The organism is Cryobacterium sp. TMT2-18-2 (assembly GCF_004402245.1).
GTDB classification, from domain to species: domain Bacteria; phylum Actinomycetota; class Actinomycetes; order Actinomycetales; family Microbacteriaceae; genus Cryobacterium; species Cryobacterium sandaracinum.
On the sequence record NZ_SOFU01000013.1, the window covers coordinates 97,905 to 123,729 of the forward strand.

The 25,825-nt window shown below is 65.7% G+C and carries 25 protein-coding genes and 1 pseudogene; 6 read left to right on the top strand and 20 right to left on the bottom strand.

Translation table 11 applies throughout. The features are described from left to right. Positions 1-12: 12 nt before the first annotated feature. From E3O22_RS04535 to E3O22_RS04550, 4 genes are all read right to left on the bottom strand, one after another. Complete coding sequence (locus tag E3O22_RS04535; protein ID WP_134395370.1) at positions 13-951, bottom strand: glycoside hydrolase family 43 protein; 939 nt, start codon at positions 949-951, stop codon at positions 13-15. 51 nt (positions 952-1,002) lie between these two features. Then, the gene (locus E3O22_RS04540; protein ID WP_134395371.1) at positions 1,003-1,752 is read right to left on the bottom strand and encodes a carbohydrate ABC transporter permease; all 750 of its coding nucleotides are present in this window, start codon (positions 1,750-1,752) and stop codon (positions 1,003-1,005) included. A 125-nt stretch (positions 1,753-1,877) separates the two neighbouring features. Next, complete coding sequence (locus E3O22_RS04545; RefSeq protein ID WP_134395372.1) at positions 1,878-2,801, bottom strand: carbohydrate ABC transporter permease; 924 nt, start codon at positions 2,799-2,801, stop codon at positions 1,878-1,880. A 93-nt stretch (positions 2,802-2,894) separates the two neighbouring features. Further along, a complete protein-coding gene (locus E3O22_RS04550; RefSeq protein WP_134395373.1) occupies positions 2,895-4,202 on the bottom strand; it encodes an ABC transporter substrate-binding protein in 1,308 nt (435 codons plus the stop codon). Positions 4,203-4,422: 220 nt separating this feature from the next. Between E3O22_RS04550 and E3O22_RS04555 the strand changes: the two genes are divergently transcribed. Both E3O22_RS04555 and E3O22_RS04560 read left to right on the top strand, forming a co-directional pair. Continuing rightward, positions 4,423-5,472 (top strand): LacI family DNA-binding transcriptional regulator, encoded by a 1,050-nt coding sequence (locus E3O22_RS04555; protein WP_134395400.1) that lies wholly within the window; start codon positions 4,423-4,425, stop codon positions 5,470-5,472. Between the two features lie 20 nt (positions 5,473-5,492). Further along, a complete protein-coding gene (locus E3O22_RS04560) occupies positions 5,493-7,370 on the top strand; it encodes a glycoside hydrolase family 2 protein (RefSeq protein ID WP_134395374.1) in 1,878 nt (625 codons plus the stop codon). A 247-nt stretch (positions 7,371-7,617) separates the two neighbouring features. On the opposite strand, the gene cls is transcribed toward E3O22_RS04560, so the two are convergent. From cls to tilS, 15 genes are all read right to left on the bottom strand, one after another. Continuing rightward, positions 7,618-9,081, bottom strand: a complete 1,464-nt coding sequence (gene cls, locus E3O22_RS04565; RefSeq protein ID WP_134395375.1) for a cardiolipin synthase — start codon at positions 9,079-9,081, stop codon at positions 7,618-7,620. A gap of 6 nt (positions 9,082-9,087) precedes the next feature. Continuing rightward, the gene (locus E3O22_RS15840; protein WP_166784554.1) at positions 9,088-9,264 is read right to left on the bottom strand and encodes a hypothetical protein; all 177 of its coding nucleotides are present in this window, start codon (positions 9,262-9,264) and stop codon (positions 9,088-9,090) included. A gap of 223 nt (positions 9,265-9,487) precedes the next feature. Further along, positions 9,488-11,023, bottom strand: a complete 1,536-nt coding sequence (gene lysS, locus E3O22_RS04570) for a lysine--tRNA ligase (protein WP_134395376.1) — start codon at positions 11,021-11,023, stop codon at positions 9,488-9,490. Between the two features lie 117 nt (positions 11,024-11,140). Further along, positions 11,141-12,073, bottom strand: coding sequence for a pantoate--beta-alanine ligase (gene panC / locus E3O22_RS04575; protein ID WP_134395377.1), 933 nt, complete (start codon positions 12,071-12,073; stop codon positions 11,141-11,143). Beyond that, positions 12,070-12,828 carry a Rossmann-like and DUF2520 domain-containing protein gene (locus tag E3O22_RS04580; protein WP_134395378.1) on the bottom strand — a complete coding sequence of 253 codons (759 nt, stop codon included), beginning with the start codon at positions 12,826-12,828 and terminating at the stop codon, positions 12,070-12,072. Before E3O22_RS04580 ends, panC begins: the two co-directional genes overlap by 4 nt. Continuing rightward, positions 12,825-14,468, bottom strand: a complete 1,644-nt coding sequence (locus tag E3O22_RS04585; RefSeq protein ID WP_134395379.1) for a PH domain-containing protein — start codon at positions 14,466-14,468, stop codon at positions 12,825-12,827. The genes E3O22_RS04580 and E3O22_RS04585 overlap by 4 nt, the downstream gene beginning before the upstream one ends. Continuing rightward, a complete protein-coding gene (locus tag E3O22_RS04590) occupies positions 14,465-14,992 on the bottom strand; it encodes a PH domain-containing protein (RefSeq protein WP_104102447.1) in 528 nt (175 codons plus the stop codon). The genes E3O22_RS04585 and E3O22_RS04590 overlap by 4 nt, the downstream gene beginning before the upstream one ends. Further along, positions 14,955-15,425, bottom strand: a complete 471-nt coding sequence (locus E3O22_RS04595) for a DUF3180 domain-containing protein (RefSeq protein WP_134395380.1) — start codon at positions 15,423-15,425, stop codon at positions 14,955-14,957. The genes E3O22_RS04590 and E3O22_RS04595 overlap by 38 nt, the downstream gene beginning before the upstream one ends. Further along, positions 15,422-15,946, bottom strand: coding sequence for a 2-amino-4-hydroxy-6-hydroxymethyldihydropteridine diphosphokinase (gene folK / locus E3O22_RS04600; protein ID WP_134395381.1), 525 nt, complete (start codon positions 15,944-15,946; stop codon positions 15,422-15,424). The genes E3O22_RS04595 and folK overlap by 4 nt, the downstream gene beginning before the upstream one ends. Further along, entirely contained in the window at positions 15,943-16,308 is a 366-nt protein-coding gene (gene folB / locus E3O22_RS04605) for a dihydroneopterin aldolase (protein WP_134395382.1), read from the bottom strand. Before folB ends, folK begins: the two co-directional genes overlap by 4 nt. After that, positions 16,305-17,099 carry a dihydropteroate synthase gene (gene folP / locus E3O22_RS04610; RefSeq protein ID WP_134395401.1) on the bottom strand — a complete coding sequence of 265 codons (795 nt, stop codon included), beginning with the start codon at positions 17,097-17,099 and terminating at the stop codon, positions 16,305-16,307. Before folP ends, folB begins: the two co-directional genes overlap by 4 nt. Before the next feature lie 20 nt (positions 17,100-17,119). Further along, positions 17,120-17,689 carry a GTP cyclohydrolase I FolE gene (gene folE, locus E3O22_RS04615; protein WP_134395383.1) on the bottom strand — a complete coding sequence of 190 codons (570 nt, stop codon included), beginning with the start codon at positions 17,687-17,689 and terminating at the stop codon, positions 17,120-17,122. Positions 17,690-17,697: 8 nt separating this feature from the next. Further along, entirely contained in the window at positions 17,698-19,707 is a 2,010-nt protein-coding gene (ftsH, locus tag E3O22_RS04620) for an ATP-dependent zinc metalloprotease FtsH (protein WP_134395384.1), read from the bottom strand. Positions 19,708-19,773: 66 nt separating this feature from the next. Further along, entirely contained in the window at positions 19,774-20,325 is a 552-nt protein-coding gene (gene hpt / locus E3O22_RS04625; protein WP_104169606.1) for a hypoxanthine phosphoribosyltransferase, read from the bottom strand. Next, positions 20,306-21,379 (bottom strand): tRNA lysidine(34) synthetase TilS, encoded by a 1,074-nt coding sequence (gene tilS / locus E3O22_RS04630; protein WP_134395385.1) that lies wholly within the window; start codon positions 21,377-21,379, stop codon positions 20,306-20,308. Before tilS ends, hpt begins: the two co-directional genes overlap by 20 nt. A gap of 45 nt (positions 21,380-21,424) precedes the next feature. Here tilS and E3O22_RS04635 point away from each other — a divergent pair, with 45 nt between their 5' ends. Next, positions 21,425-21,916, top strand: a complete 492-nt coding sequence (locus E3O22_RS04635) for an inorganic diphosphatase (RefSeq protein WP_104102469.1) — start codon at positions 21,425-21,427, stop codon at positions 21,914-21,916. Positions 21,917-22,186: 270 nt separating this feature from the next. On the opposite strand, the gene E3O22_RS04640 is transcribed toward E3O22_RS04635, so the two are convergent. Then, on the bottom strand, positions 22,187-22,471 hold the full coding sequence (locus tag E3O22_RS04640) for a MarR family transcriptional regulator (RefSeq protein WP_134395386.1): 285 nt from the start codon (positions 22,469-22,471) through the stop codon (positions 22,187-22,189). Between the two features lie 107 nt (positions 22,472-22,578). Between E3O22_RS04640 and E3O22_RS16250 the strand changes: the two are divergent. From E3O22_RS16250 to E3O22_RS16680, 3 genes and pseudogenes are all read left to right on the top strand, one after another. Beyond that, positions 22,579-23,774, top strand: a pseudogene (locus tag E3O22_RS16250) (proton-conducting transporter membrane subunit). Between the two features lie 330 nt (positions 23,775-24,104). Continuing rightward, positions 24,105-25,445 carry a putative inorganic carbon transporter subunit DabA gene (locus E3O22_RS04655; protein WP_134395389.1) on the top strand — a complete coding sequence of 447 codons (1,341 nt, stop codon included), beginning with the start codon at positions 24,105-24,107 and terminating at the stop codon, positions 25,443-25,445. Positions 25,446-25,545: 100 nt separating this feature from the next. Continuing rightward, a complete protein-coding gene (locus E3O22_RS16680) occupies positions 25,546-25,806 on the top strand; it encodes a DUF6671 family protein (RefSeq protein WP_370448421.1) in 261 nt (86 codons plus the stop codon). Positions 25,807-25,825 lie beyond the last annotated feature (19 nt).

The window sequence follows — 25,825 nt, forward strand, 5'->3', positions numbered from 1 at the left end:
CGCGCAATTGGGCTACTCGGGGATCAGGACCCGAGGAATGTCGGCGTCCCATTCGGCCTCCGCAACGTGAAGTGCGCGGTACGTGTAGTCCTTGTCCCATCCGTGGAAGACGAGATAGTCCTTACCATTCAGACCAAAGATCAGGTCTTGGCCACCAGGGCCGCGATATAACCCCCCGGACCCTTCGGTCGAGAGGATCGGACCCGTTTCCTTCGTCCACGGGCCATCGATTGAAGCAGCGGTTGCAGCACCGACCGCATATCGGTCGTCTCCGTAAGAATTCGCGGAGTAGAGCATCAGGAGTCCTGTACCTCGGACCACGATGGTGGGCGCCTCGATAAGGTTGCCCTCCCAATCCTCGGTTTGCTTCAGGATCCTGATGGGATCGCCCGTGATGCTGAGCCCGTCGGGAGAGAGCGTGGCCGCCTGGATCCAGGTATCGAGGTCGCAACAGTTTCCGTCATTTTTCCAGACGAGGTACAGGACGTCGTCGATGAGCACGGTGCTTGCATCGATCGCGCCGCCTTCGTCTTCTGGACAGATGATCATGGCGTCGCTCTGAACGATGAACGGTCCGGCCGGGTTGCTGGCAGTGGCTACACCGATGCACTGCAGCGTTGGCGCAAAATTCGTCGCCGTGAAGTACATGACGAATGAATCATCGGTGAGTCTCGTCACCTCCGGCGCCCAGGTCTTTCCCGGAATGATCCAGCTTGGGAGATCCGGCAACGCGTCCGGTAACACCTCCCAATCGAGGAGATCGGTGGAGGAGGCGACCTGCACGTTGCGGTTGTTGTCGTTCGTGGCATACGCGAAGTACGTGCCGTCGACCTCCACCAGGTCGGGGTCTGCAAAATTCGTGTTGAGTACCGCAGCATCTGCTGCGGCTGGCGCCGAAAGTGCCGAGTGCTCCGGAGCCGCCGTGCAGCCACTCACCGCGAAGGCGGTCATGGCTCCAGCCACACACGCTACCGCTGCGCGGCGAGCAGAGGTCCACACGTGCTACCCCTTCACTCCGGAGCGAGAGACGCCCTCGATGATGAAGCGCTGGAGGAAGATGAACAGCGCCAGCACGGGCACGCTCGCGACAACCGCGCCGGCCATCAAAAGGTCGTAGCGCACGGCATTTGCGGACTGAAGCGTGGACAGTCCAGCTGGCAGTGTTTGTATCTCCGGGCTGAACAAGACGTAGACGGGCCAGAGGAAGTCATTCCAGTTGCCGAGGAAGGCGAGCAGCGCGAGTGTCGCCAGTGCGGGTTTGGCGAGCGGTAGGACCACTTGCATGAAGATGACGAATCGGTTCGCCCCATCGAGCCGGGCGGCCTCCTCCAACTCGATCGGCAGGCCGACGAAGAACTGTCGCATGAAGAACACTCCGAATGCGGACGCCGCCGTGGGAATGATGATCGCGACGAGCGAGTTGAGCCACCCCAGTTCGCTCACGATGAGGTAGTTGGGAATCACCAGGATCACCGGCGGCACCAGCAATGTCGCGACGATGATGACGAAGACGAAATTCTTGCCGCGAAACTGCATTCGTGCGAGCGGATACGCCGCCAGTGACGCCGTGACGACGACGAGCGTCGCATTGAGGGCGGCTGCGACCATGCTGTTTGCGAACCATTGCAGCACCGGAGTCGCAGTCCCGGGAGCGAGGATAGACGCGAAAGCTTGCACGGAAATCGGATTGGGAATCCACGTCGGTGGAATAGCCGTTGCGTCAGCCCGGGTCTTGAAGCTGGTCACGATCATGAAGATGATCGGGCTGATGAACGCGATTGCGATCGCGCCGAGAATGACGACCCGAGTGATTATGCCACTCCGTCGACGTGCACTGCGTGCACGGGAACCGGCACTGATCCTGGTCGTGAGAGCGTTCACGAGCGCACCTCCTTCTTGAGCTTCTTGGGCTGTTTCTCGCGAAAGATGTAGAAGACAAAGGCACTGATCGCCATGAGGAATACGGTCAGTACATAACTCATCGCTGCGGCGCTGCCCATCTGAAAGTTGCGCAGACCCGCGTCGGCGATCTGATAGATGGCCGTGCGCGTTTCACGTCCGGGGCCGCCCTGAGTCATCAGATAGGACTGACCAAACATGTTGGCGGATGCCAGGAGGGTGATGATGGTGATGAACGAGAGGATGGGCTTGAGCCCGGGGATCGTCACGTGCAGGAACTGCATCCACGGTCCGGCCCCATCAACACGTGCGGCTTCGTAGAGTTCGATCGGGATGTCCTGAAGGCCGGCAAGGTAGATGACGGCGTTGAATCCGAGCGTCCACCAGACGGTCACTCCCACGAGCGCGACCCAAGCCGCGGGCGTCGTCGTTGTCCACGCGGTGTCATCCGGAAGTCCGAGGAGTCCCAAATAGTGGTTCACCAGCCCGATGTTGTTGTCGAGCAGGTATCGCCACAGCACCGAGATGACGGCGACGCCGAGTACGTAGGGGGCGAAGTAGATTGCTCGGAGAAAGTCACGTCCGGGAAACTTCTTGCTCATGAGTAGGGCGACGGCGAGCGGGACGATCAGGAGCAGTGGCACGCTGAGTACCGTGAAGATGCCGGTGGCCCGCATGGACCCCCAGAACGGACCGAAAACCGTCGATCCGGGTGAGAACAAGGCGACGTAGTTGTCGAGGCCGACAAAGGGTTTGTTCGGCAACGTGTAGTCCCAGGAATGAAGACTGATCCACACCCCTAGAACTGCGGGGAGGATGACGAAGCTGCTAAACAGAAGCAGGTAGGGGGCAAGGAACAGCCAGGGTGTGGCTATCCCCTGCTGCCGGGTGCCCGCTCGCATTCCACGATTTTTCTGCGACTCCGGGTCGGAAGCCGAGGGGCGGCGCGCCCTCCCCGTGGGGAGGACGCGTTCACCGACCTTCGTCGACATTGGTCAGTCCCCGAACGAGGCTTTGTTGTCGGCCATGAGTTTCGTCGCCGTTCCGGCGGCTTTTTTGAGCGCGTCACTCGGCGTCGTCGTTCCCTGAACCCCGTCGGCGACTGCGATTTCGAGGGTCTCGGCCTGCACCCCACCGATTCCGGGAATGGGCGGCAAGAAACGCATCGAATCGATCGTCGCCGCGATTGCTTCTTGCGGCAGGCCGTCGAGGGCGCCCGCATCGCGCACCGACTGACGGGCGGGGATCATGCCCGATCCTGCCCACTCGGCGGACTGCTCGCTCATCCAAGCGATGAACACCTTCGACGCGTTAACCTTGTTCTGGTCCGCGTTTGCCTGGCGGGGGAGGAAGAAGTTATGGGAGTTGGCCCAGACGGCATCTGTGTCACCAATTGTGGGGACCGGGGCGACCGCGTAAGGCAGACCGGACTCGGCGAGATCGTTGATCTGCCAGATGCCGTCCCAGGTGATCGAGGTTTCACCATTCTTGAAGGCGACGTACTGAGAGTCGATGGCGACGTCACTCGGGCTGTAACCGTCGTCCACGATGGAGCGCTGCCACTCCAGTGCCTTTACCCCGGCTGCTGAATCAAACGTTGCCCCGTCGTCACCATAGGGTTCACCGTCGTTCTGCCACAGCACGGAGAGGTTCATGAGGTGGCTCGGCCACCGCGTCGGCATCCAGAATGGAGTTTCATACCCAGCTGCTTTGAGCTTGTCGAGCGCATCCTGGAAGGAAGCCGCGTCGGTCGGGGCCTCTTCGATCCCAGCGGCGGCGAAATGTTCGGTGTTGTAGTACATGGCCAGGGAATGCACATCGAGCGGAATGCCGTATCGGGCGTCCTTGTAGACGCCGGCATTCCAGACTTCGTCGGTGAAGTCGTCTGACGTCAGACCCAAGTCCTCGGTGAGATCGTCGATCGGTACGATGACGTTTCGCGCGGCGTTCGACGCGAGCTGGTCCAGGTGCATCACGCCGACGTCGGGACCCTCGCCGGCGGTCACCGCTGCGGGCAGTCGCTGGTAGAAGTCTGTCCACTGCATCGTGTTCGAGACGACCTTGATGGTGTCATGCTGAGCATTGAAGTCGGACACCATCTTCTCCATGAACGGACCGTCCCCGCCGGTGAAGCCGTTCCAATAGGACAGCTCCACCTCAGGTCCGGTGTATTCACCGGTGAAAGGCTCACTCGCCGCCTGCCCGGTTCCGCCCGCAGAGCATCCGGCCAGTACCAGCATGAGTGCGGCACCGAGGGCAGTGGCCCCAATCATTCGCCGCCCCAGGAAGTCTTTCTGCTTCATGATCGTTCGTCCTCCTCATCGAAAACATCGCTCCGCGACCCATGCGCGAAGCGGGCCGCCCATTCCCCGCACCAATCGGAGCGGCAGACGAACGCCTTCCGTCAATGTACAGCGCTGGAAAGATATTTGTCTAGTCCGCGATGATTCGCGACAAAAGCCGTTTCCAGCGCCTGGCCACAGTCGCCTTAGGATGGACCGGACCGGACTGGACAGGACAAACATGGCAAGGGTTCGACTCATAGACGTCGCGGAGCTCGCGGGCGTGTCCATGAAGACCGTCTCAAACGTCGTTCACAACTATCCTCACGTGGCCCCGGCGCTCCGCGAGAAGGTGCAAGCGGCAATTGACCAGCTCGGCTACCGACCCAACCTTACGGCGCGGCGTCTGGCTACCGGAAGAACCGGAATGATCGCCCTGGCGATCCCCGAAATCGACCATCCGTACTTTTCGGAACTCTCCCGTCATATTGCCGAAGAAGCAACTCGTCGAGGATACCGAGTCATTATCGAGCAGACCTTGAGCGATCCCATCGCGGAACGGGCGGTACTCAGCGATCGAGAGGCTGGGCTGGTCGACGGCGTAATCTTTCACCCCGTCCGCATGGAATCGCTCGACATTGCGAAGCTCGATCCTGGCACTCCGCTGGTCTTGCTCGGCGAGGCGGCCATGCCTGTCATGACGGACCACGTGATGATCGACAACGTCTCGGCCGCTCTCGATGCCACGCGGCACCTCTTAGCGAGAGGATGTCGACGCGTCGCTTTTCTCGGTGTCATAGCGGCGGACATCACTGGTTCGACGAATCAGCGCCTTCTCGGCTACCAACAGGGTCTTCTGGAGGCTGGGGTCCAACTGGATCCTGAGTTGGTATTCACGGCGTTGGAATTCACGGCTGAAGCAGGCCTTCGTGCGGTTGCCGAGGCGATTGAGCGCGGGGTGCGTTTTGACGGCGTGGTCTGCCGCGACGACCGGTTTGCGATCGGAGCATTGAAAGCCCTCCATAATTCCGGGCGATCGGTACCCGCAGATGTGGCCGTGGTCGGTTGGGACAACACCTTCTTGGCCGCGTACACGTCCCCGACACTCACCTCCGTGGCGCCGAGGAAGACCGCTATCGCCGCGGCTGCTTTCAATCTCCTCGAGGAACGAATCGCTGGATACCGGGGGGTTGGCCGCCACAGGATCGTGGGGCATTCACTCGAAGTGCGCGAGAGCGCTCCATCCACTCCTCGCCGCCTCGACCAAAACTTGGACTTTACAGCGCTGTAATTTGTCGGCATGATTGCGGTATGTCGCGTTCTCTCCCGCTTTCTGCCAGTGCCCAGGGTGGCGTGTATCCCCGCCCGCAACTTGTCCGCCCGAATTGGCACGATCTCGCCGGCGAGTGGGCATTCGATCACGACGATCACGACATCGGCAGACGTGAGAAGTGGTTCGCAAACCCTGCACACCTTGGCCGGGTCATCACTGTTCCGTTTCCGCCTGAGTCGGAGATGTCGGGAATCGCCGAGCCGGGCTTCCATCCCGTTGTCTGGTATTCCCGCATCATCAGCCCCGAAGACGTGGCCGCGAGCGGCCTGTCCCACGCACGTGACCGAGTGGTGTTGCATTTTGGGGCGGTCGACTACCGCGCCTCTGTGTGGATCGATGGCCAGTTCATCGGGTCTCACGAGGGCGGCCAGACGCCGTTCTCCTTTGACATCACCGAAGCGCTGTCGCCCCAAGAGGACTGCGTGCTCGTGGTTCGTGCCGAGGACGACCCCCACGACGTAGCTCAGCCGCGGGGCAAACAGGATTGGCTCGAGGATGCGCACGTCATTTGGTACCACCGCACCACGGGGATCTGGCAACCGGTCTGGCTCGAGTCTGTGCCGGATCAGCGCATCACGGCACTGCGTTGGATTCCGAACGTGCCGGCTGGGGACGTCGCGATCGAGGTGGACCTGACACGGCGCCCGGCGGCGAGCGTTACTGTTCAGGTGGAACTGTCCATCGCGGGCGAAATTCTCGCCCGGCAGTCTTTCATGACCGTTGAGCCGCGATCACAGGCAACCATTCAAATTTCTCGGCAGGCGAACGGTCAGGCCTATGAAGCTCTCCTCTGGTCACCGGAAAACCCGCGACTGATTGACGCGCATGTCTCGATCATTGCTGACGACGGAAGCATTCTCGACGAGTCCTTCTCCTATTTCGGGCTTCGTAGCGTCGGTGTCGCGGGCGGCAGGTTCCTGCTCAATGACCGGCCGTACTTCGTACGATCGGTGCTGGAGCAGGGCTACTGGCCGCAGTCGCACCTCGCTGCGCCCTCGGCCGAAGCTCTGCGAGCCGAAGTGGAACTCATCAAGGCCCTGGGGTTCAACGCCGCGAGAATCCATGAAAAGGTCGAGGACCCCCGATTCCTCTATTGGGCGGACCGGCTCGGCTTGCTGATTTGGGGTGAAATGGGCAGCACCTACGAGTTCTCTTCGGAGGCAGTATCGAGAGTCACCCGCGAATGGACCGAAGTAGTGCGCCGCGACCGATCGCATCCGTCCATCGTCACCTGGGTTCCCCTCAACGAGAGTTGGGGTGTTCAACATATCGCACACGACGACGCCCAGTTGAGCTTCGCCCAGTCGCTCTACCACCTGACTCGAGCGCTCGATCCGAGCCGCCCGGTCATCTCCAATGACGGCTGGGAACACGCCATATCCGACATCCTCACAATCCACGACTATGCCGGCACGGCCGAGCAGCTCGATGCCAATTACAAGGACATCGACGCCATCCGATCCCTCGTTGCGGGTATGGGGCCGGCAGGCCGTCGCCTGCAGCTCATCCCCCGCGAGGTCGATGGCCAGTCGATCATGGTCACTGAATTCGGCGGGGTCAGCTTCGCGCCCGACGCCGCCGATGACTCGTGGGGCTACACGACAGCGACGAGCTATGAGGACTTCGAAAATCGTGTATCAGGCCTCGTCGGGAGCCTTCGGGACAACCCGATCCTCTCGGGCTTCTGTTACACCCAGCTGACGGACACGATGCAGGAGACCAACGGTCTGACCGACGCGAACCGGAAGCCCAAACTGCCGATCGCCGTGATCCGCAGCATTGTATCCGGGGAGATCGCGCCCCTTCCCCGGGCGGCGGGGGTCGCTGCGTCGAGCCTGCACTCGGCCACCGGCTGAGGACGACTGAGACCGGCTCCACGAACTCGGCCTCAGTGATTGCACGCAAGGTATTGAGATCGGGCGTGGCGTTGTGTCTCGGCTCGAGCTTCAGCGAGTCCGGCGACGGCCGCACAGTCAGCCGTGGCGATAATGTCCAGCAGGAACCCGGAGACGGCGCGTTCGGACCTCGCGAGAGAGAGCCTCCACGACCACCGCCGACCTGGGTGGATCGAGGTGCCGGGGCTCGGAGCCGAGCCGCACGCCGCTACTGCACCGCGGAGGTCAGCCGGGCGAGATTGTCGAGCACCGTGGAGCGCAGCGGCTGCTTCATCCATTCCTCCAGGGTGAGTTCACGGCTGTCCTCCCGGTAGCCGTCCTCCACCGCCCTCAACTGCTGCACGAAGGAGCGTCCGCGCACCATCATCGATACCTCGAAGTTGAGGCTGAACGATCGCATGTCCATGTTGCTCGACCCGATCACGGCCACCTCGTCGTCGATCGTGAAATGCTTGGCGTGCAGCACGTAGGGAGCCTTGTACAGGTAGATCTTCACGCCCGCCCGAAGCAGCTCCTCATAGTAGGACCGCTGCGCGTGGTAGACGAGGGCCTGGTCGCCGACCTCGGAAACGAACAGCTCCACCCGCAGCCCGCGCTGAGTGGCCGTCGTGATGGCGTACATGATCGACTCGTCCGGAACGAAGTACGGGCTCGTGATGATGATGCGCTCCTGGGCATAGTAGAGCAGCGCGAGGAACAGGCGCAGGTTGTTCTCGCCCTCGAACCCGGGTCCGCTCGGCACGATCTGGCAGTCGAGGGAGTGCGGCACGACCTCGGTCTGCACCGGCTGGATGTCCCGGGTGAGCAGGTCATCGGTCTCGCTGTACCAGTCGGTGATGAAAATCGCGTTGAGACCCGACACGATCGGCCCCTCGACCCGCGTCATCAGGTCTTTCCACTTCAGGCCGCGACGGATGTTTCCCGGCACGTTGTACGTGCGGTCGATGACGTTCTGCGACCCCATGTAACCGACCAGGCCGTCGATGACGAGAACCTTGCGGTGGTTGCGCAGGTCCGGCCGCTGCCACTTTCCCTTGAGCGGTTGCAGCGGCAACAGGAGCTCCCACTTCACGCCGGATTCCGTGAGCCGGCGCAGCGTCCGACGGTAGCCGGGCTTGCGCATCGACTGGATATGATCCATCAACACGCGCACGGTGACGCCCCGCTTGACGGCACTCTCGAGGGCGTCGAAGAACGATGCGGTGGTCGGATCCAGCGAGAGGATGTAGAACTCGACGTGCACGAATTTGCGGGCCATGTCGATGTCGGTCACCATCTCCGCGAACGTGCCCTCATAGTCGCCGAGTAGCCGCGCCTCATTTCCGCCGACCAGCGGCATCGACCCCAAGTTGCGGTTGAGTTCGACGACCGACTCGAGCCACTGTGGCCAGGGGTGGTCGCGACGCACCTGATCGATGCCCTCGGTGCTGTCGAGGATGAACTGGTTGATCTCCTCCTGCATCTCCAGCCGCTTTTTCGGCAGGGTCCGGTAGCCGATGAGTAGAAAAAGGAGGGCGCCGATGTACGGCAGGAAGAAGATCGTGAGCAGCCACGCCATGCCCGATGTCGGCCGACGGTTGCGAGGAACGACGACGATTGCTACCACGCGAATGGAGAAATCGACCACCAGGGCGATCACGAGGATGATGGTCGAGATGTCGATGCCGAACATTCGGTGCTAGGTAACCGGTTTATCGAGCCCGAGCTTGGCGCGCTCTTCCGCCTCGATCCGGGCGTAGACCTTACGCTCCGTGCGGTCTGCCCGCACGATGGAACGCATCACGATCCAAAAGATCAGCCCGACGGCGACGGTGGGCAGGAGCGCCCAGAAAGCGCTGACCCAGAAGTTGTCCATGATGTCTCCAACGATACGGGAAAACGGCGGGCAGGCGCGCGACGTTTACGTATTCAGCAGCCCTGCGATACCGGTGCCGATTGCGTAGATCCCGGTTCCTGCGACGCCGACCCAGATCGAGATTTCGAGCAGGGACGGACGACGACGGACGCGCGGGATCGGTTGGCCGGGCACCGGCTCGCCGGGCACAGGCTCGCGAGGCGGCTTCGACCTCATCGGATGATCATTTCACCAGCGGGAACAGGATGGTTTCCCGAATTCCCAGCCCGGACAGCGCCATCAGCAAACGGTCGATGCCCATGCCCATGCCGCCGGTGGGCGGCATCCCGTGTTCGAGGGCCCGCAGGAATTCCTCGTCGAGGCGCATGGCCTCGGGGTCGCCGCCGGCGGCGAGGCGCGCCTGTTCGACGAAGCGCTCACGCTGCACGACCGGGTCGACGAGCTCGGAGTAGCCGGTGGCCAGCTCGAAGCCGCGCACGTACAGGTCCCACTTCTCGACCACCCCGGCAACACTCCGGTGGCCGCGCACGAGCGGGCTGGTGTCGATCGGGAAGTCCATAACGAACGTGGGGCGGGTCAGGCCGCCTTTCACGAAGTGCTCCCACAGCTCCTCGACGTACTTGCCGTGGATGGGGTGGTCGATATCGAGCCCCTCCGTGTCGGCGAGCACCTTCAAGTCGGCGAGCGGGGTGGCCGGCGAGATCGCGTAGCCGACGGCCGCGGACAGGCTGTCGTACATGCCGATGCGGTCCCAGTCGCCGCCCAGGTCGAATTCGGTGCCGTCGGCCCAGGTCACCACGTGCGAGCCGGCGATGGCGAACGCGGCATCCTGAATCAGTTTCTGGGTGAGGTCGGCGATCGAGTTGTAGTCGCCGTAAGCCTCGTAGGCCTCCAGCATCGCGAACTCCGGCGAGTGGGTGGAGTCAGCGCCCTCGTTGCGGAAGTTGCGGTTGATCTCGTAAACCCGGTCGATGCCGCCGACCACGGCGCGCTTGAGGAACAGCTCCGGCGCGATCCGCAGGTAGAGGTCGGTGTCGAACGCGTTGCTGTGGGTCGTGAACGGGCGAGCGGATGCGCCACCGTGCATGACCTGCAACATCGGCGTCTCAATCTCGATGAAGCCCCGCTCCGTGAAGGTGCGGCGCAGGCTAGCGACGGTCTGCGAGCGCTGGATCACGCTGCGGCGGGCCTGCTCGCGAATGATCAAATCGAGGTACCGGCTGCGCACGCGGGTCTCCTCGCTGAGCGCGGTGTGCAGGTTCGGCAGTGGCAGCAGCGCCTTGGCGGCGACCTTCCACTCCGACGCCATGACGGAGAGCTCGCCGCGGCGGGAGGAGATGACCTCACCGGAGACGAAGAGGTGGTCGCCGAGGTCGACGAGGTCTTTCCAATCGGCGAGGGATTCCTCACCCACCGCCCCCAGGGAGATCATGGCCTGAATGCGGCTGCCGTCCCCGGACTGCAGGCTGGCGAAGCAGAGCTTGCCGGTGTTGCGCAGGTGCACGACGCGGCCGGCGAGGCCGACGGTAACGCCGGTGATGGCATCCGCTTCGAGGTCGCCGAACTGCGCGCGCACGGCGGGAATCGTGTCGGTGACGGGCACGGACACCGGATAGGCGCCGTCGGCGGGACTGGTCGCGGCGGCGTTCAACCGGTCACGCTTGGCCAGGCGCACGACCTTCTGCTCGTTGGACTCGGCCTCCGCCGCTGCGGCGGCCACGATTTCGGCCTCGGTCGGTGCTGGGTTCTGCTCGCTCATGCGGTTCTCCGTGGCAGGTGGCGGCCGGGCGATGCCCGGCGCTCCCGCGCGTGCTCATTGATGTGACGACGTGTTGATGAAAGGTTGGGCTGGTGACGCTCGGGCGGGTGCTGCGACCTAGGGAAGGTCCAGGGCCACGTTGTCGATCAGCCGGGTGCGACCGACCAGCGCGGCGACCAGCATGCGGGCCGGGCCGTGATGCTCACCCCCGACCGGAAGGAAGGTCTGGGGGTCGACGACAACGAGATAGTCCAGTTTAACCAGCGTCTGGGCGTCGATCCGCGCGTGGGCGGCCTGTAGAGCGGCGCCGACACCCTGGGCGGCGACGGATGCGCCGGCCTCGAGCCCCGCGGACAGCGCCCGGGCTGCGGCGCGCTGAGCCGGTTCGAGAGCGCGGTTGCGGCTGGAGAGGGCGAGGCCGCCGTCTTCGCGCACGATCGGGACGATCTCGATGCGGGTGCGGAAGTCGAGGTCGGCCAGCATCCGTTCAACGAGGAAGACCTGCTGCGCGTCCTTCTGCCCGAACACGGCCACGTCGGGGCCGACGATGTTGAACAGCTTCGCGACCACCGTCAGCATGCCGTCGAAATGCCCGGGGCGCGCAGCGCCCTCGAAGAGGCTGCCGACCGCGCCGGCGACAACCCGGGTGGAAGCGGTGCCGTCCGGGTACATCAGCTGGCTGGTTGGCGCGAATACGAACGGCACACCCTCCGCGGCGAGAGCCGCGACATCGGCCTCGAGCATGCGCGGGTAGCTGCCGAGGTCTTCCCCGACGCCGAACTGCAGCGGGTTGACGAAGATCGACACCACGACGATGTCGCCGAGGCTGCGGGCCCGGCGCACCAGGGCCAGGTGCCCGGCGTGCAGGGCCCCCATGGTCGGGACCAACACGACGCGGGGGGTGCCGCCGGCCTCGCCACGCTCGGCGCGCTCGCTCTCGATGCGGCTCTGCGCGTCGGTCAGGCGGCTCCGCAGTTCCTCGATGGTGCCGATGACTTCTGGTTTGGTGAGCACGTTCACTCGTCCTCCGGTGTGTTGCGGTTGTGTCATTCGTCGAAATCGTCCTGGGCGCGGGTGTCGAGCGACTCCAGTTCGTCGAGCTGGGAAAGGTCGAGGCGGTCGGGGCTGGTGCGGGCCAGCGCGTTCTCCATGGCGGAGCGCATCAGCGGCGCGATCACCGCTCCGGGATGCTCGATACCGATGCCGACCAGCAGCCCGGTGGCCTGCTCCACGATCGAGGTGGAGAACGCCGTGGCGGTGGCAACGGCCTCGGCATAGGCAGCCCGGTCGGCCTCCGCGACGATCACGGGCTCGCCGCCCATCTCCACGACCAGCGCCTGCCCGATCGGCAGCACCGGTGTGGGCGCCGTCACCGCGAAGTAGCTGTCGGCGAGGCGGGCCAGGTCGATGCTGGTGCCGGTGAAGCTCATGGCCGGGTGGATGGCCAGCGGGATCGCGCCACCGGCCAGCGCCGGGGCCAGCACCGCGGTGCCGAACCGGGCCGAGGTGTGCAACACAAGCTGGCCGGCCTGCCAGGTTCCGGTGGCCGCGAGCCCGCTGATGAGGCTCTCGAGCTGGGCGTCGGGGACGGCGATGATGACCAGTTCGCTGCGCTCGACGATCTCGGGAACGGTGAGGATGGGCGCGCCCGGAAGAATCGCCTCGGCCCGGTCGCGGCTGGACTGCGAGATGGCGGAGATCCCGACGATCGCGTGGCCCGCGCCGGCGAGGGCGGCGCCGAGGATGGGGCCGACCCGGCCAGCACCGATGATGCCGATTCCGAGCCGTCCGGGACGCGGCGTCATTCGGTGACTCCGTTCGGTTTTTTCCAGGTGGGTTGGGCCGCGGTCGGCTGGCCGTGGATCGGCTCGCCCTGGATCGGCTGGCCCTGGATCGGCTGGTCCTGGATCGGCTGGTTCCAGTGGTGGCTGGTGTCGGACTGGGCCGACACGATGGCCCCGGAGGCGATCCGGTCGAAGAAAACCAGGGCCTCTGCGGCGGCCACCACTCCGAGGTAGGCGGACACCGGCCCGGCGACGGTGTGCAGCCGGGCGGAGGCGAGGCGCAGCATCCGGGTCACAGGGCCCTGCGAGATGGCTACGCTCTGCAACCGGGCCAGCGGCACCAACACCAGCTCCCGCGAGATCACGCCGCGCCGGAGCAGGGCGATGCCGCCCACGACGGTGTAGCCGGTGCGGCGCCACGAGAACGGATGCAGCCAGGCCGCCCGGCGCGGCGCGTTCGTGAAGCCGTCGTCACCGCCCTTCGAGCGGAGGCCCCGTTCGATCAGGGCCTGCTGCTCCGCCGAGTCGAACCCGGGCAGGATCAATTCGAGCACCCGGGCGACGTCGGCGAGCGTGCCCACCGGGAGGGTTGTGGTGTTGGCCTCGCCGGCGGCACCCTGGGTGCTGGAGTGACCGGCCGTGTTGATGCGCACCTGCCACCAGCCGAACGGGCGCCAGAGCAACGGCTGCGAGACACCGATCGCGTGGATCCGGCCCGGCGGCAGGGTCTCGTTGCTCGTGGTGAGCAGCCCGAAGCCGACCCGCACGCCGTCGGGGGTGCCGGCGATGCTGTAGCGCAGCGACTTGGTGACCCGGGTGAAATAGAAGCTGACGCTGCCGATCAGGGTAGGGATGAAGGCTACGAGCAGCCAGTCGCTGCCGCCGGCGGTCACGCTGACGATCAGGGCGATTCCGGAGAGCACGACGAAGACCGTGAAGCCGCTGAACACGACGGATCCGATCAGCCGCCCGGGCGGAATCCGCACCACCGATTCCGGCGGGGCGGCGTCGGGGTCCAGCTCGGGCGCGAAGAGGTCCCGGGCCCGGTCGGCGACGGCGGTCGCGGGAGAGTGGGGTGACGCGGGAGCGAGACCGGGACGGGAGGCCTGGGCCAGTGCGGCATCCGGGGCGGAAATGGGCTGCTGCCGCAGTCCGGACGCGAGGCGAAGGATGTCCCGTCGCAGCTGGTCCGCCAGGGTCGAACCCAGGTAGGCCAGTTGCACATTGGCGTCCTGACCGGCCACGCTGACTTCGAGCTTCGCGGCGCCGATCAGGCGAGGGATGAACGGGCGCACGATGTTGACGCCCTGGATTCTGTCGAGGCGGGCCCGGCGGTTGCTGCGGAAGAGCATCCCGCTGCGCACCTCGACAACCTCCCCGGTGACCCGGAACGTGTGCATGCGCCAGGACAGGTAGAAGACCACCAGGATCAGCACAAGCACGACCGCGACCGCGATCAGCGCCCAGCCGACGACGCCGCGCTCGAGGATCGCGTCAATCGGGTCCCCGCCGTATCTCGGCACCCCGAAGAAGACGTCGATCAGCCGCTCGCGGAGGTTGGCGATGATGAAGCCGAGAACGGCGACGATGAAGATGCCGCCGCGCAGCAGTGGGCTGGCCGGATGCAGCCGGTGCCATTCCCCGTCGGCGAGCGTGGTCACAGCCCGGCCCGGCGACTCTCGGCCAGCTCCACGAGCCGGTCGCGCAGGCTCTCCGCGTCAGCCTCGGCGAGCCCCGGGATGAGCACCCCCGACGAGGCCGCCGCGGTCACGAATTTGAGGTCGGCCAGACCCAGCCAGCGCGCGATCGGGCCGCGCGTGATATCGACCAGCTGCATCCGCCCGTAAGGAACGGACACGAACCGGGTGAACATGATGCCCCGGCGGAAGAGCAGGTCGTCGCGTCGCAGCTGATAGCCGATGGCCCGCACCCGGCGCGGTTCGAAGGCGACACTGGCCCCGGTGATCAACACGATCGCGCCGATCACGTAGAGCGCCCACTGCACGTCGAGGAGCAGCCACACCGCCGCGGCCATGGCCGTGAGCACCAGCCCGAAGACGATCGTGCCGACCGTCTCCACCACCACATAACGCGGGGAGACGCGCTTCCACTCCTCCACGTCGGGGAGGTCCAGTCCTACAGCCGCGTCAGGCACGCACTTCTCCCTGCTCTTGATCGTCGTCATCGGGGGGAAGCGTGCAGAAGTGCTCGGCCACCAGCCCCAGGGTCAGGAGGATCCCGGCGCCTACCGCCGTCCCGATTGCAGGCCATAACGATGTTACCGCCGGCACGACCGAGCGGGTCAGGATGTAGAGCACGATTCCCAGTCCGCCGCCGAGAAGCAGCGCCCCGCTCAGCGCCGACGCCTTCGCCAGCAGTGCCACCCGGATGGCCAGGAACGGGTTGACGTGTTTCCGCACCGAGCCGCGAATGGCCTGACGGATCGGCCAGGCCAGCGCCAGGACGCCGATCCCGATCGCGATCAGCGCGATCGGCAGGGTGGCCGGGGGCAGGAACATCGCCGAGCCGCCGGACGCGGCGGCCAGCTCGAGCAGGAACACGACGACCAGGCCGGCCAGACCCAGGGCGATCAGCGCCGACGGCTGCGTACGTTTCACCGGTTGCCGCCCGCGGACGGCAGTGCGGGGTACCGCTGCACGGTGGTGTTGATCGCGCCGAGCAGCGCGCGCACCGGGCCGCGGCCCGGCAGCACTGCGGCCGGGTCGAGGTCCAACCACGGGGCCAGCACGAAGTCGCGCTCGGCGGCCCGCTGGTGCGGGATGGTCAGGCGCTCGTCGTGCAGCGAGGCCGTTCCGAAGACGATGATGTCGATGTCGAGGGTGCGGTCGCCCCAACGTTCGACCCGCACCCGACCGTGGTCCTTCTCGATGGCGTTCACTGCGTCGAGCAGGGTGTGCGGGTGCCCGGTGTAACGGATGCCGACCACCAGGTTCAGATAGCGCGGTGCCTCGTCGTCGACGCCGCCGACCTTCACCGCGGCGGACTCGTAGACCGGGGAAACGCCGGTCAGCTCGAGCCCGGGCTCCCGCTCCAGCGCGTCGATCGCCGCGGTGAGGGTGGCCATGCGGTCGCCGAGATTGCTGCCCAGGGCGAGCAGCGCCGGGGTCCCGTCTGTCATGCGCGCGTCCGCAGGATCTGCACCGCGACATCCGTGAACGGTACGGCGATCGGTGCCTGTGGTTTGTGCACCGTCACCTGCACCGTGTCGGCGGCGTCGTGCGCCAGCACCGCGGCGGCGATGCGCTCGGCGACGGTTTCGATCAGGTCGACCGGGTTGTGCCGGGCAGCATCCGTCACCTCCACGGCGAGCTCGCCGTAGTGGATGGTCTGCGTCACATCGTCGCTCGCGGCGGCACGCCGCAGGTCGAGCCAAACCGTCACGTCGATGACGAAGTCCTGTCCGTTCTCCCGCTCGAAGTCGTAGACGCCGTGGTGCGCGTTGACCCGCAGGCCGGTGAGCGTGATGGAGTCGCTTCTCATTGTCCCATTCTGGCGGAATCCGCCAGTGCCAGCACATTCAGCGCCGTTCGCGTCGCCGCGACGTCGTGTACGCGCACCGCCCAGGCGCCGGCCTGCGCGGCCAGCACGCTGACCACGGCGGTCGGCAGATCGCGTTCCAGCACGCCCGCGTCGGCCGGGAGCACCCCGGCGAGGAACCGCTTGCGAGAGGCACCGACCATGACCGGGAACCCCAGGTCGGCGAAGACGTCCAGGTGGGCCAGCAAACGCCAGTTGTGCTCGGGCAGCTTCGAGAAGCCGAGCCCCGGGTCAAGAACGATCTTCTCCGGCGGCAGGCCAGCCGCGGTGAGCACGTCGACCCGCGCGACCAGCTCGGCCCGCACCTCGGCTACGACGTCGCCATAGACAGCGAGGTCGTCCATCGTCGGAGCGTGCGCCCGCCAGTGCATGGCGACGTAGGTCAGCCCGCTGCGTGCGGCGATGGATGCCATCAGCGGGTCCGCCAGGCCGCCGGAGACGTCGTTGATGATCTGCGCCCCGGCGGCGGCCGCGGCGGCCGCGGTGCTCGAATTGAGAGTGTCGACACTGATCGAGAGCCCCTGCCGGGCGAGTTCGCTGATCACCGGGAGCACCCGGGACTGCTCCTCGGCGGGCGCGACCCGGCCGGCGCCGGGGCGCGTGGACTCGCCGCCCACGTCGATCAGGTCGGCTCCCTGGGACTGCAGGTCGAGGGCGTGGATGATCGCGGCATCCGTCGACGCCCACCGGCCGCCGTCGCTGAAGGAATCCGGTGTGACGTTGAGCACCCCCATGATCAGGGTGCGCGGCCGGGTCACCGGCCGGAGCCGATCAGGGCCATGATCTCGGCGCGTTTCACGGGTTCGGCGAGGGACCCGCGGCTGGCCATCGTGACGGTCGAGCTGGCGGTCTGGCGCGAACCGCGTGCGGTCACGCAGCCGTGCACGGCGTCGAGCACGACCAGTACGCCGAGCGGTGCGAGCCCGATTTGGAGCGCCTCGGCGATCTCCTCGGTCAGGCGTTCCTGCATCTGGGGCCGGGCGGCGATCGTGTCGACGACGGCCGGCAGCTTGCCCAGACCCACGACCCGTTCGTTCGGCACGTAGGCAAGGTGGGCGATGCCGAGGAAGGGCAACAGGTGATGTTCGCAGACGGAGCGGAAGGCGATGTCGCGCAGGAGCACCAGTTCACCCGTGTGCGGGCCCACCGGGATCGTGTCGCGCAAGTGGTCGACCGGGTCCACCGCCATCCCGGCGAAGAACTCACCGTAGGACTCGGCCACTCGGCGAGGGGTCGCCCTGAGGCCCGGACGGGCGGGATCTTCGCCGATTGCGGCGAGGATCTCGGCGACCGCGGCTTCGATCCGCACCCTGTCCACTGCCACCCGGGGGCCTACGCGGTGGCGGGGCGAGGGGTACGGGCCGGAGTGCGGGCCGGAGTGCTCGCGGCGGTCTCGCCAGCGGCACTGCCATCGGCGACACCGCTCTCGATGAGGGCTTTGGGAGTCGGCATCGCGATGGGCGGCAGGTCGGAGACCGGACGCTTGTCACTGGACAGCCACTGCGGACGCGGGGGCAGCTTGACGACGCCCGTGAAGAGCGCGGCCAGCGCGTGCTGGTCGAGCGTCTCGTGCTCGAGCAGCTCGGCGGCCAGTTCGTCGAGGATGGCCCGGTTCGTGATCAGCACCTGGTAGGCCTCGTCATGCGCGTCTTCAAGCAGCTGGCGCACTTCGGCGTCGACGCTTTCGGCGACCCGCTCGGAGTAGTCCCGCTGGTGGCCCATGTCGCGGCCGAGGAAGACCTCACCGGAACCCTGCCCGAGCTTGAGCGGGCCGACGGCCGAACTCATGCCGAACTCGGTGACCATCTTGCGCGCGGTGGAAGTGGCCTTCTCAATGTCGTTCGAGGCGCCGGTGGTCGGGTCGTGGAAGATGATCTCCTCGGCCACCCGCCCGCCCATGGCGTAGGCGAGCTGGTCGAGCAGTTCGTTGCGGGTGACGGAGTAGCGGTCTTCGACCGGCATCACCATCGTGTAGCCGAGGGCGCGGCCACGGGGCAGGATCGTGATCTTGGTGACCGGGTCGGTGTTGCGCATCGCGGTCGCCACGAGCGCGTGGCCGCCCTCGTGGTACGCGGTGATCAGCTTCTCTTTGTCTCGCATGACACGGCTGCGGCGCTGCGGGCCGGCCATCACGCGGTCGACGGCCTCGTCGAGGGCGCGATTGTCGATCAGCTGCGCGTTGGAACGCGCGGTGAGCAGCGCGGCCTCGTTGAGAACGTTGGCCAGATCGGCGCCGGTGAAGCCGGGCGTCTTGCGCGCCAGCACCTCGAGGTCGACGCCGGGAGCCATCGGCTTGCCCTTGGAGTGCACCTCCAGGATGCGCTTACGACCGAGCATGTCGGGCGCGTCCACGCCGATTTGACGGTCGAAGCGGCCGGGGCGCAGCAGCGCCGGGTCGAGGATGTCGGGCCGGTTGGTGGCCGCGATGAGAATGACGTTCGCCTTGACGTCGAAGCCGTCCATCTCGACCAGCAGCTGGTTAAGGGTCTGCTCGCGCTCGTCGTGCCCGCCGCCCATACCGGCTCCGCGGTGACGGCCGACGGCGTCGATCTCATCGATGAAGATGATGGCCGGGGCGTTTTCCTTGGCCTGCTGGAACAGGTCGCGCACGCGGCTGGCGCCGACGCCGACGAACATTTCCACGAAGTCGGAGCCCGAGATCGCGTAGAACGGCACGCTGGCCTCGCCAGCGACGGCCCGGGCGAGGAGCGTCTTTCCGGTTCCGGGAGGGCCGTAGAGCAGAACGCCCTTGGGGATGCGTGCCCCGACGGCCTGGAACTTCGCCGGCTCCTTGAGGAACTCCTTGATCTCCTCGAGCTCCTCGATGGCCTCGTCGGCGCCCGCGACATCCGCGAACGTCACCTGGGGGCTCTCCTTGGATACCAGCTTGGCCTTCGACTTGCCGAACTGCATCACCTTGTTGCCGCCGCCCTGCATGCCGGCGAGCATGAACCAGAAGAACGCGCCGATCAGGAGCAGGGGCAGCATGATGCCGAGCAGCGACAGGAACCAGCTGGACTTCGGCACCTCGTCGGTGAAGCCGTCGGCCGGATTGGCAGTGGTGACGGCCGTGATGACCTCTTCGCCGCGCGGGGCGACGTAGTAGAACTGGACCTCGCTACCGAGGTCCTTATCCGCCTTGGTCAGGGTGAGATCGACGCGCTGCTCACCGTCGACGATCGTGGCCTCGGAGACCTTCCCGTCTTTCAGGAACTCCAGTCCCTGTTGGGTCGGAATCTCTTTGAATCCCGACATGGTAATGAGACTCGACCCTACCCACACAGCAACAATCGCCAGGAGAATGTAGAGGAGCGGCCCGCGCAGTAGCTTCTTGACGTTCATCGTGGTCACAGGCTACCGTGACCGCGCTGGACGAAGACCGTGTGTTCGCCCAAAGCGCTACCAGGCTCAGCTGTAAATGTGCGGAGCGAGAACGCCCACCGAGCGCAGGTTGCGGTAGCGTTCGTCGAAGTCGAGACCGTAGCCCACGACGAACTGGTTCGGGATGTCGAAACCGAGGTATTTCACGTCGATGTCGACGCGAGCGGCATCCGGCTTACGTAGCAGGGCGCAGATTTCAACGGATTCCGGACCGCGAGACTTCAGGTTGGACAGCAGCCACGAGAGCGTCAGACCGGAGTCGATGATGTCCTCGACGATGAGCACGTTGCGGCCGTGCAGGTCGGTGTCGAGGTCCTTCAGGATGCGCACGACGCCGCTGGACTGCGTGCCGGACCCGTAGGAGCTGACCGCCATCCAGTCCATCGTGATCGGGTGCACGAGTTCGCGCGCCAGATCGGCCATGACCATGACCGCTCCCTTGAGCACGCCGACCAGCAACAGATCTTTGCCGGCATAGTCCGCCTCGATCAGGCGGCACAGCTCTGCGAGCCGGGTGCGGATCTGCTCCTCCTCGATCAGAATCTCGGTGAGGTCGCCTTCAATGTCGCGGGGTTCCATGGGAGCGGGAGGGTCCTTTGCTCGGGGCGTGTCCAGGCGCGGTGAAAATCAGCCAACCGTCCTGCCGTATAACTCTAATGCCTGGCAGGTCTAGCGGCTTCTGCCCGTGCCAGTCGGTGACCAGGCGCAGCACGGCCAGCGTGTGCACGCGTTCCAGGGACACCCCGAACTCCCGTTCGACCGAGAACCGGATGATCCGCTGGCGCACCGCGGGCAGATTCGCCTCCAGCCGGCTCGCGTCCAGCCGGATTCCGGCGCCGTCGGCAGGGTCGCTGAGCGGTTCGCTCAGCTGCTCGCTGAGACCACGGGCCAGGTCGTCGAGCGCGCTCGAGTCCTCGCGCAGCTGCCCGGCCGTGCGCACGAGCGCTTCGGCCACGCCGGGCCCCAGCTCCCGCTCGAGTACGGGCAGCACGGTCTGGCGTACCCGCACCCGCTGGAAGCGGGGGTCGTCGTTGTGCGGGTCCTGCCAGGGGTGCAGGCCGGCATCCACGCAGAATTGCCGGGTCCGGGCGCGACGGATGCCCAGCAGCGGCCGCAGAATCGGCCCGCCGACCGGCTTCATTCCCTGCAGGCTTGTGGGGCCCGATCCCCGGGCAAGGCCGAGTAGCACGGTCTCGGCCTGATCGTCGAGAGTGTGCCCGAGGAGGATGTGGCTCGCGCCGGTCTCCCGCCGCGCCTGGTCGAAGGCCGCGTACCGAGCGGTGCGGGCGGAGGCCTCCGGACCGCCGGCATCCGTGCCGTGGTCGACCGTGACCCGAAGAACGAGAACCGGGTCGAGGCCGAGTTCCCGCGCCTGCCCCGCCGCGGCCGCCGCGACGCCGGCCGAACCGTCCTGCAGTGCGTGGTCGACGATGACCGCCCCGGCGCGCAGGCCCGCGCGCGGCGCCTCGAAAGCCGTGGCTGCGGCCAGGGCGAGCGAGTCGGCTCCCCCGCTGAGGCCGACCAGCACCAGGCCGCCGCCGCGGGCCGGCCCGGCCTCGATGAGCAGGGTGCGAACATGGCGGCGCACATCGGCGATCGCCGGGGTGAGCCTCGGGCGGCGTGGGGACTCCATCCAGTAACGTTATCGACAGACTGTGAACAAGGGAGAGACCAGGCCATGGCCGCATACGACGCAGTAATCGAAATCCCTCGCGGGAGCCGCAACAAATACGAAGTCGATCACGAGACCGGGCGGGTGTACCTGGACCGGGTTCTCTACACGAGCTTCGTGTACCCGACCGACTACGGCTTCTTCGAGAACACCCTGGGACTCGACGGCGACCCGGTCGACGTCCTGGTCCTGATCGAGTTTCCGCTGTTCCCAGGGGTCGGCCTGTCGGTTCGCCCGGTCGGCGTGTTCAATATGACGGATGATGGCGGCTCAGACGCGAAGGTCATCGCGGTTCCCGCCGGCGACCCGCGCTGGGACTATATCCAGGACGTCACCGACATCCCGGAGTACACCCGCAAGGAGATCGAGCACTTTTTCGAGCACTACAAAGACCTCGAACCCGGCAAATGGGTCAAGACCGAGGGCTGGGGCGACGCCGCGGAGGCCGACCAGATCGTGCGCGACGGCCTCACGAAACTGGCGGAAGAGGGCCACTAAGACGCGTCACCTGTAGTCCGGTGAGGGTTTTCGGCAGACTCGACCCGTGCCCCGTGGTGCCGTGCGGGCGGGCGGGCGTGAGTGCGGGCCGCCGGGACTCGTCCCGGGCCTAGATCACGCGCAGACCGGAGATCATCCCGCCGATGTCCCGCCACACCATGCCCTCAATTGGCAGGGATGTCGATGAAGGCAGGTGTGGTGGTGGCCAAGCCCGCACGGCTCACGAGATACACACACCCCACTCTCGATCCTAGATAGACCGCGGACCTGTTACTGGTCACGGGTGTTGGCGAAGGTAGCAAGCAGCTCCCCGATGCGATGATCGCGATCCAGAGGGTGCCGAAGCGGCATCGCCGTGTTGAGCCGGTAGGTGTTGCGGCGACCTTCGCGTTCGCGGTCCAGGTAGCCAGCTTCCTCCAGCTCGGTGACGATTCGTTGCGCCGCTCGCTCGGTGATGCCGACCTGAACGGCGACGTCGCGTAGCCGTACGTTCGGGTTATCCGCCACGCACAACAACACGTGGGCGTGATTGGTCAAAAACGTCCAGGTCGACATCTCTCGATTATCTCCCACCCGACGAGCCTCTTGACACACTCAAATCCCGACACTCAACATGTGCTATGTTTTTCCGGTTTTGTAAGGCGTGCTTTTGAGAGGCGCCGATGGTTGATTGGCTTGTAGTGGGTGGTGTGACCCTGACGCCGTGGATCGCGGGGCTGAGCGCTGCGCTCCTCGGCTGGCCGGGGGTGAGCGGGGACAGGGTGGCCCGCCTTGCAGCGACTGTGGTCGGGTTCGGGTTCCTTGTGACTGTCGCGGTCGCTATCGCATCCGTTGCCGCACCACACCAAAGTGCGCAGGTGGTGTTCGGGTCTACCTCCGTGCACCTGGATGCCCTGGCGTTGATTTTGTCGATGCTGGTGCTGGGACTCAGCGCACTGATCCAGGTCTTCGCGATTCGATACCTGCGCGGTGACCTTCGACAGGTCTGGTTTGTCGTCGCCGCCAATCTGCTCACCGGGTTCACCGTGTTGATGGTGTGCGCCGGGTCGGTGGCCCTGTTCACCGTGGCCTGGATCGGAGCCGGGGCGGCCCTCGTTGTTCTCCTGACGACCTATCGGCCGATTGCGCAGGCCCGGGACGGCGTCCGGCGCACCGGATCCCGGTTCCTGATCGCCGATGCTGCCTTCCTGGTTCCTGTCGCCATCCTGCTGGTCACCGCCGGAGGCGACATTCCCCTGGATCATCTTGGTGTGGTCACGGAGTCGTTACCGGTGCCGCTCCAACTGAGCTGTGCTGCGCTGCTCGTGGTCTCGGCGTTAGCCCGCTCAAGCCAGATTCCGTTCCAGGGCTGGTTACCGTTCACGCTGGCGGCCCCCACTCCGGTGTGGTCAACGCCGGCGCCATCCTGCTGATCCGATTCGCCCCGGCCATCGCGCCGCACCAGAGCGTCATGATCGGGGTGTTCGTGGCCGGCGCCGTGACGCTGGTCTACGCATCGGCGGTCCGCCTGGTCCGGCCGGATGTGAAGGGCCGGTTGGTGTTCTCAACGATGGCGCAGATGGGGTTCATGATCATGGCCTGCGGTTTGGGAGTGTTCGCGGCAGCAATCTTCCACCTGGTCGCCCACTCCCTATTCAAATCCACCCTCTCCCTCGGGGCCGGCATGGGTGTGCGCCACCACGCCGTCGACCGGGACCTCCCACCCCGACAGATCCAGTCGCCCTTCGCACTCGCCGCAGCCATGACGCTGTCGGTGCTGGTGCCGTTGGCGGCGTTGACTGCAGCCGAATGGGTGTTCTCCCCCACCGTGTCACCGTGTCAACGGCCAGTGCCGCTCTGCTCGTGTTCGTTGCCGTGACCGCCAGCGTCACTTTGGGCACAGCCTTGAGCACCGACTTCACGCTTCGAACGCTTCTCACCGGTGCCGCGTCAATAGTGGTGCTGGCCTTCGGATACGTGGTCCTCCTGCAGATGTTTACAGCGGCATTGGATCCCGTGACAACCATCAACGCCGCCCCCGCCTGGCTATGGCCCTGCCCGCCTTCGGCCTCATCGCGGTCCAACTGCTCTCCCGTAACCCACACCGGCTACTCCACCTCGGTGATCTCATTTACACCAGGACCGTGACGACCACCCTCCCCCGCCAGCCCGCTGTCCCCCGCCCGCCAGTGACCTCAGGAGTATTGTCATGAATTTGATTCTGCGCGTCCAGGTGGCCACGGCGGCCCATGACATCGTGCCGTCCTGGCCTGTGGAGTCTTTCATCGCCGTGAATCCTCTCGCGGGCCACGAACCCCGCCCATTCGAGACCGCCACCACCACCCCGGGCGTGACGCTCACCCGATCCCGCGACGCCTACCTCAACGACGCCGACCGCGGCCGCATCGTCACTGCCGACCTCGAAGCCGCCCTCGCCCACCGTGTTCCCGAACTCGCCGAACAGCTCACGATCGCGGGGAAGAGCGTGTCCGTGGTGGGCGTGGCGGTCCGGGACATGAAGATCGCGCAGTGGAATTCTCCCGTCGCAACGCGGCCATCGGCACCCTGGCTGGACGAGTACCTGGCCACCTGGGTGTCGTCCTACCTGAACCCGGACCCGCTCTGGGCGATGCCCCACAGGCAGCACGGTTTCTACCAGGTGTGGCGAACTCTGGCCCGCCGGGACCCGTCACTCCACCGAACGGCCCGCACGGAGACACTTCGAACCGAGCTCCAATTCCTACCGGGCTGGGTCGGTCATATCAAGTGGAGGGCCGAGAAGATCGGTGACATCGACCTGCTCTCCTACCTGGGCGTGAGATTGACCCTCCAAGCCGTCCTCGACGTGACACCCCTCCCGGCGCCGCGCGGGCCCGTCTTTGCCGAGGAGGCGCAGACGACCCTTGTGCACCGGGCCGAACACATTGCCCGATCGATCGGTGGCAGTCGAGTCAACCGAGAAGAGATCTCGGCAGTGAGACAACGCCAACGAGTTGATCGACGCCGTCCAGGAACTTCTCAGCGCATCCAGTGGCGTCATGTTCGTTTCCGACACCTACGTCTCCCGGCCCGACTACTTTCAATGACTCTTCCCCGCACGACCTACACCGGACGCCCGATTTCCTTCGCCACGATGTACGGCAAAGCATTGCTCGCCCACGACGCGTTCCAGAACGCCCTTGGCGCGACAGTCACCGCGGCGGAGGGCCTCGACACCGACCAGTTCGGAACGTTCGCCGGCGACATCCCCCGACCCCTCAGCCCGCGCGACGCTGCCCGTGCGAAAGCCCGACTCGGCATGCAGATCGCCGGAACCACCCTCGGCCTCGCCTCCGAAGGCACCTTCACCTCCGAATTCGGGCTCCTCATGCTGCGTCAGCACCTCGCCAGTTGTCGGAAGACGACACATCGTCAGCGCCGGCGAAGCCATCACGTTCGCGTCTGCTATCGGCTTCCCGGACCAAGGCGTGATCCTGCACGGCACACAGAAGAACGACACGGTCACCCACAAAGACATCACCTAATTCGAGATCCTCGGCGACACCGCTGATGCCCTTCTGAAACAGCACCAATCCGTTGTGATACGTCCGGACTACCGCGCCCACAAGGCACCATCCCGCGCCGCAGCCATCCGGGCACTGTGAGAAAAAATGGCCCAGCGTCTCTCAACCGAGTGTCCGGCCTGCCGGGCGCCCGGGTTTGGCCACGTCCACGTCGAACACGGCCTGCCCTGCACCTTCTGCGGATCGGCAACCCAGGCCATCGCAGCCGATATCCACGGCTGCGGCCGGTGCACTCACCAGATCCGGACACCACGAAATCACGCACTGGCAGCCCCAGAATGGTGCGATGACAAACCCGCCCTCACCTACCGGGACGGAGCTGTCCTGAGCGCGATCGTGGTGTGGTGACACGAATTCGCAGACACGC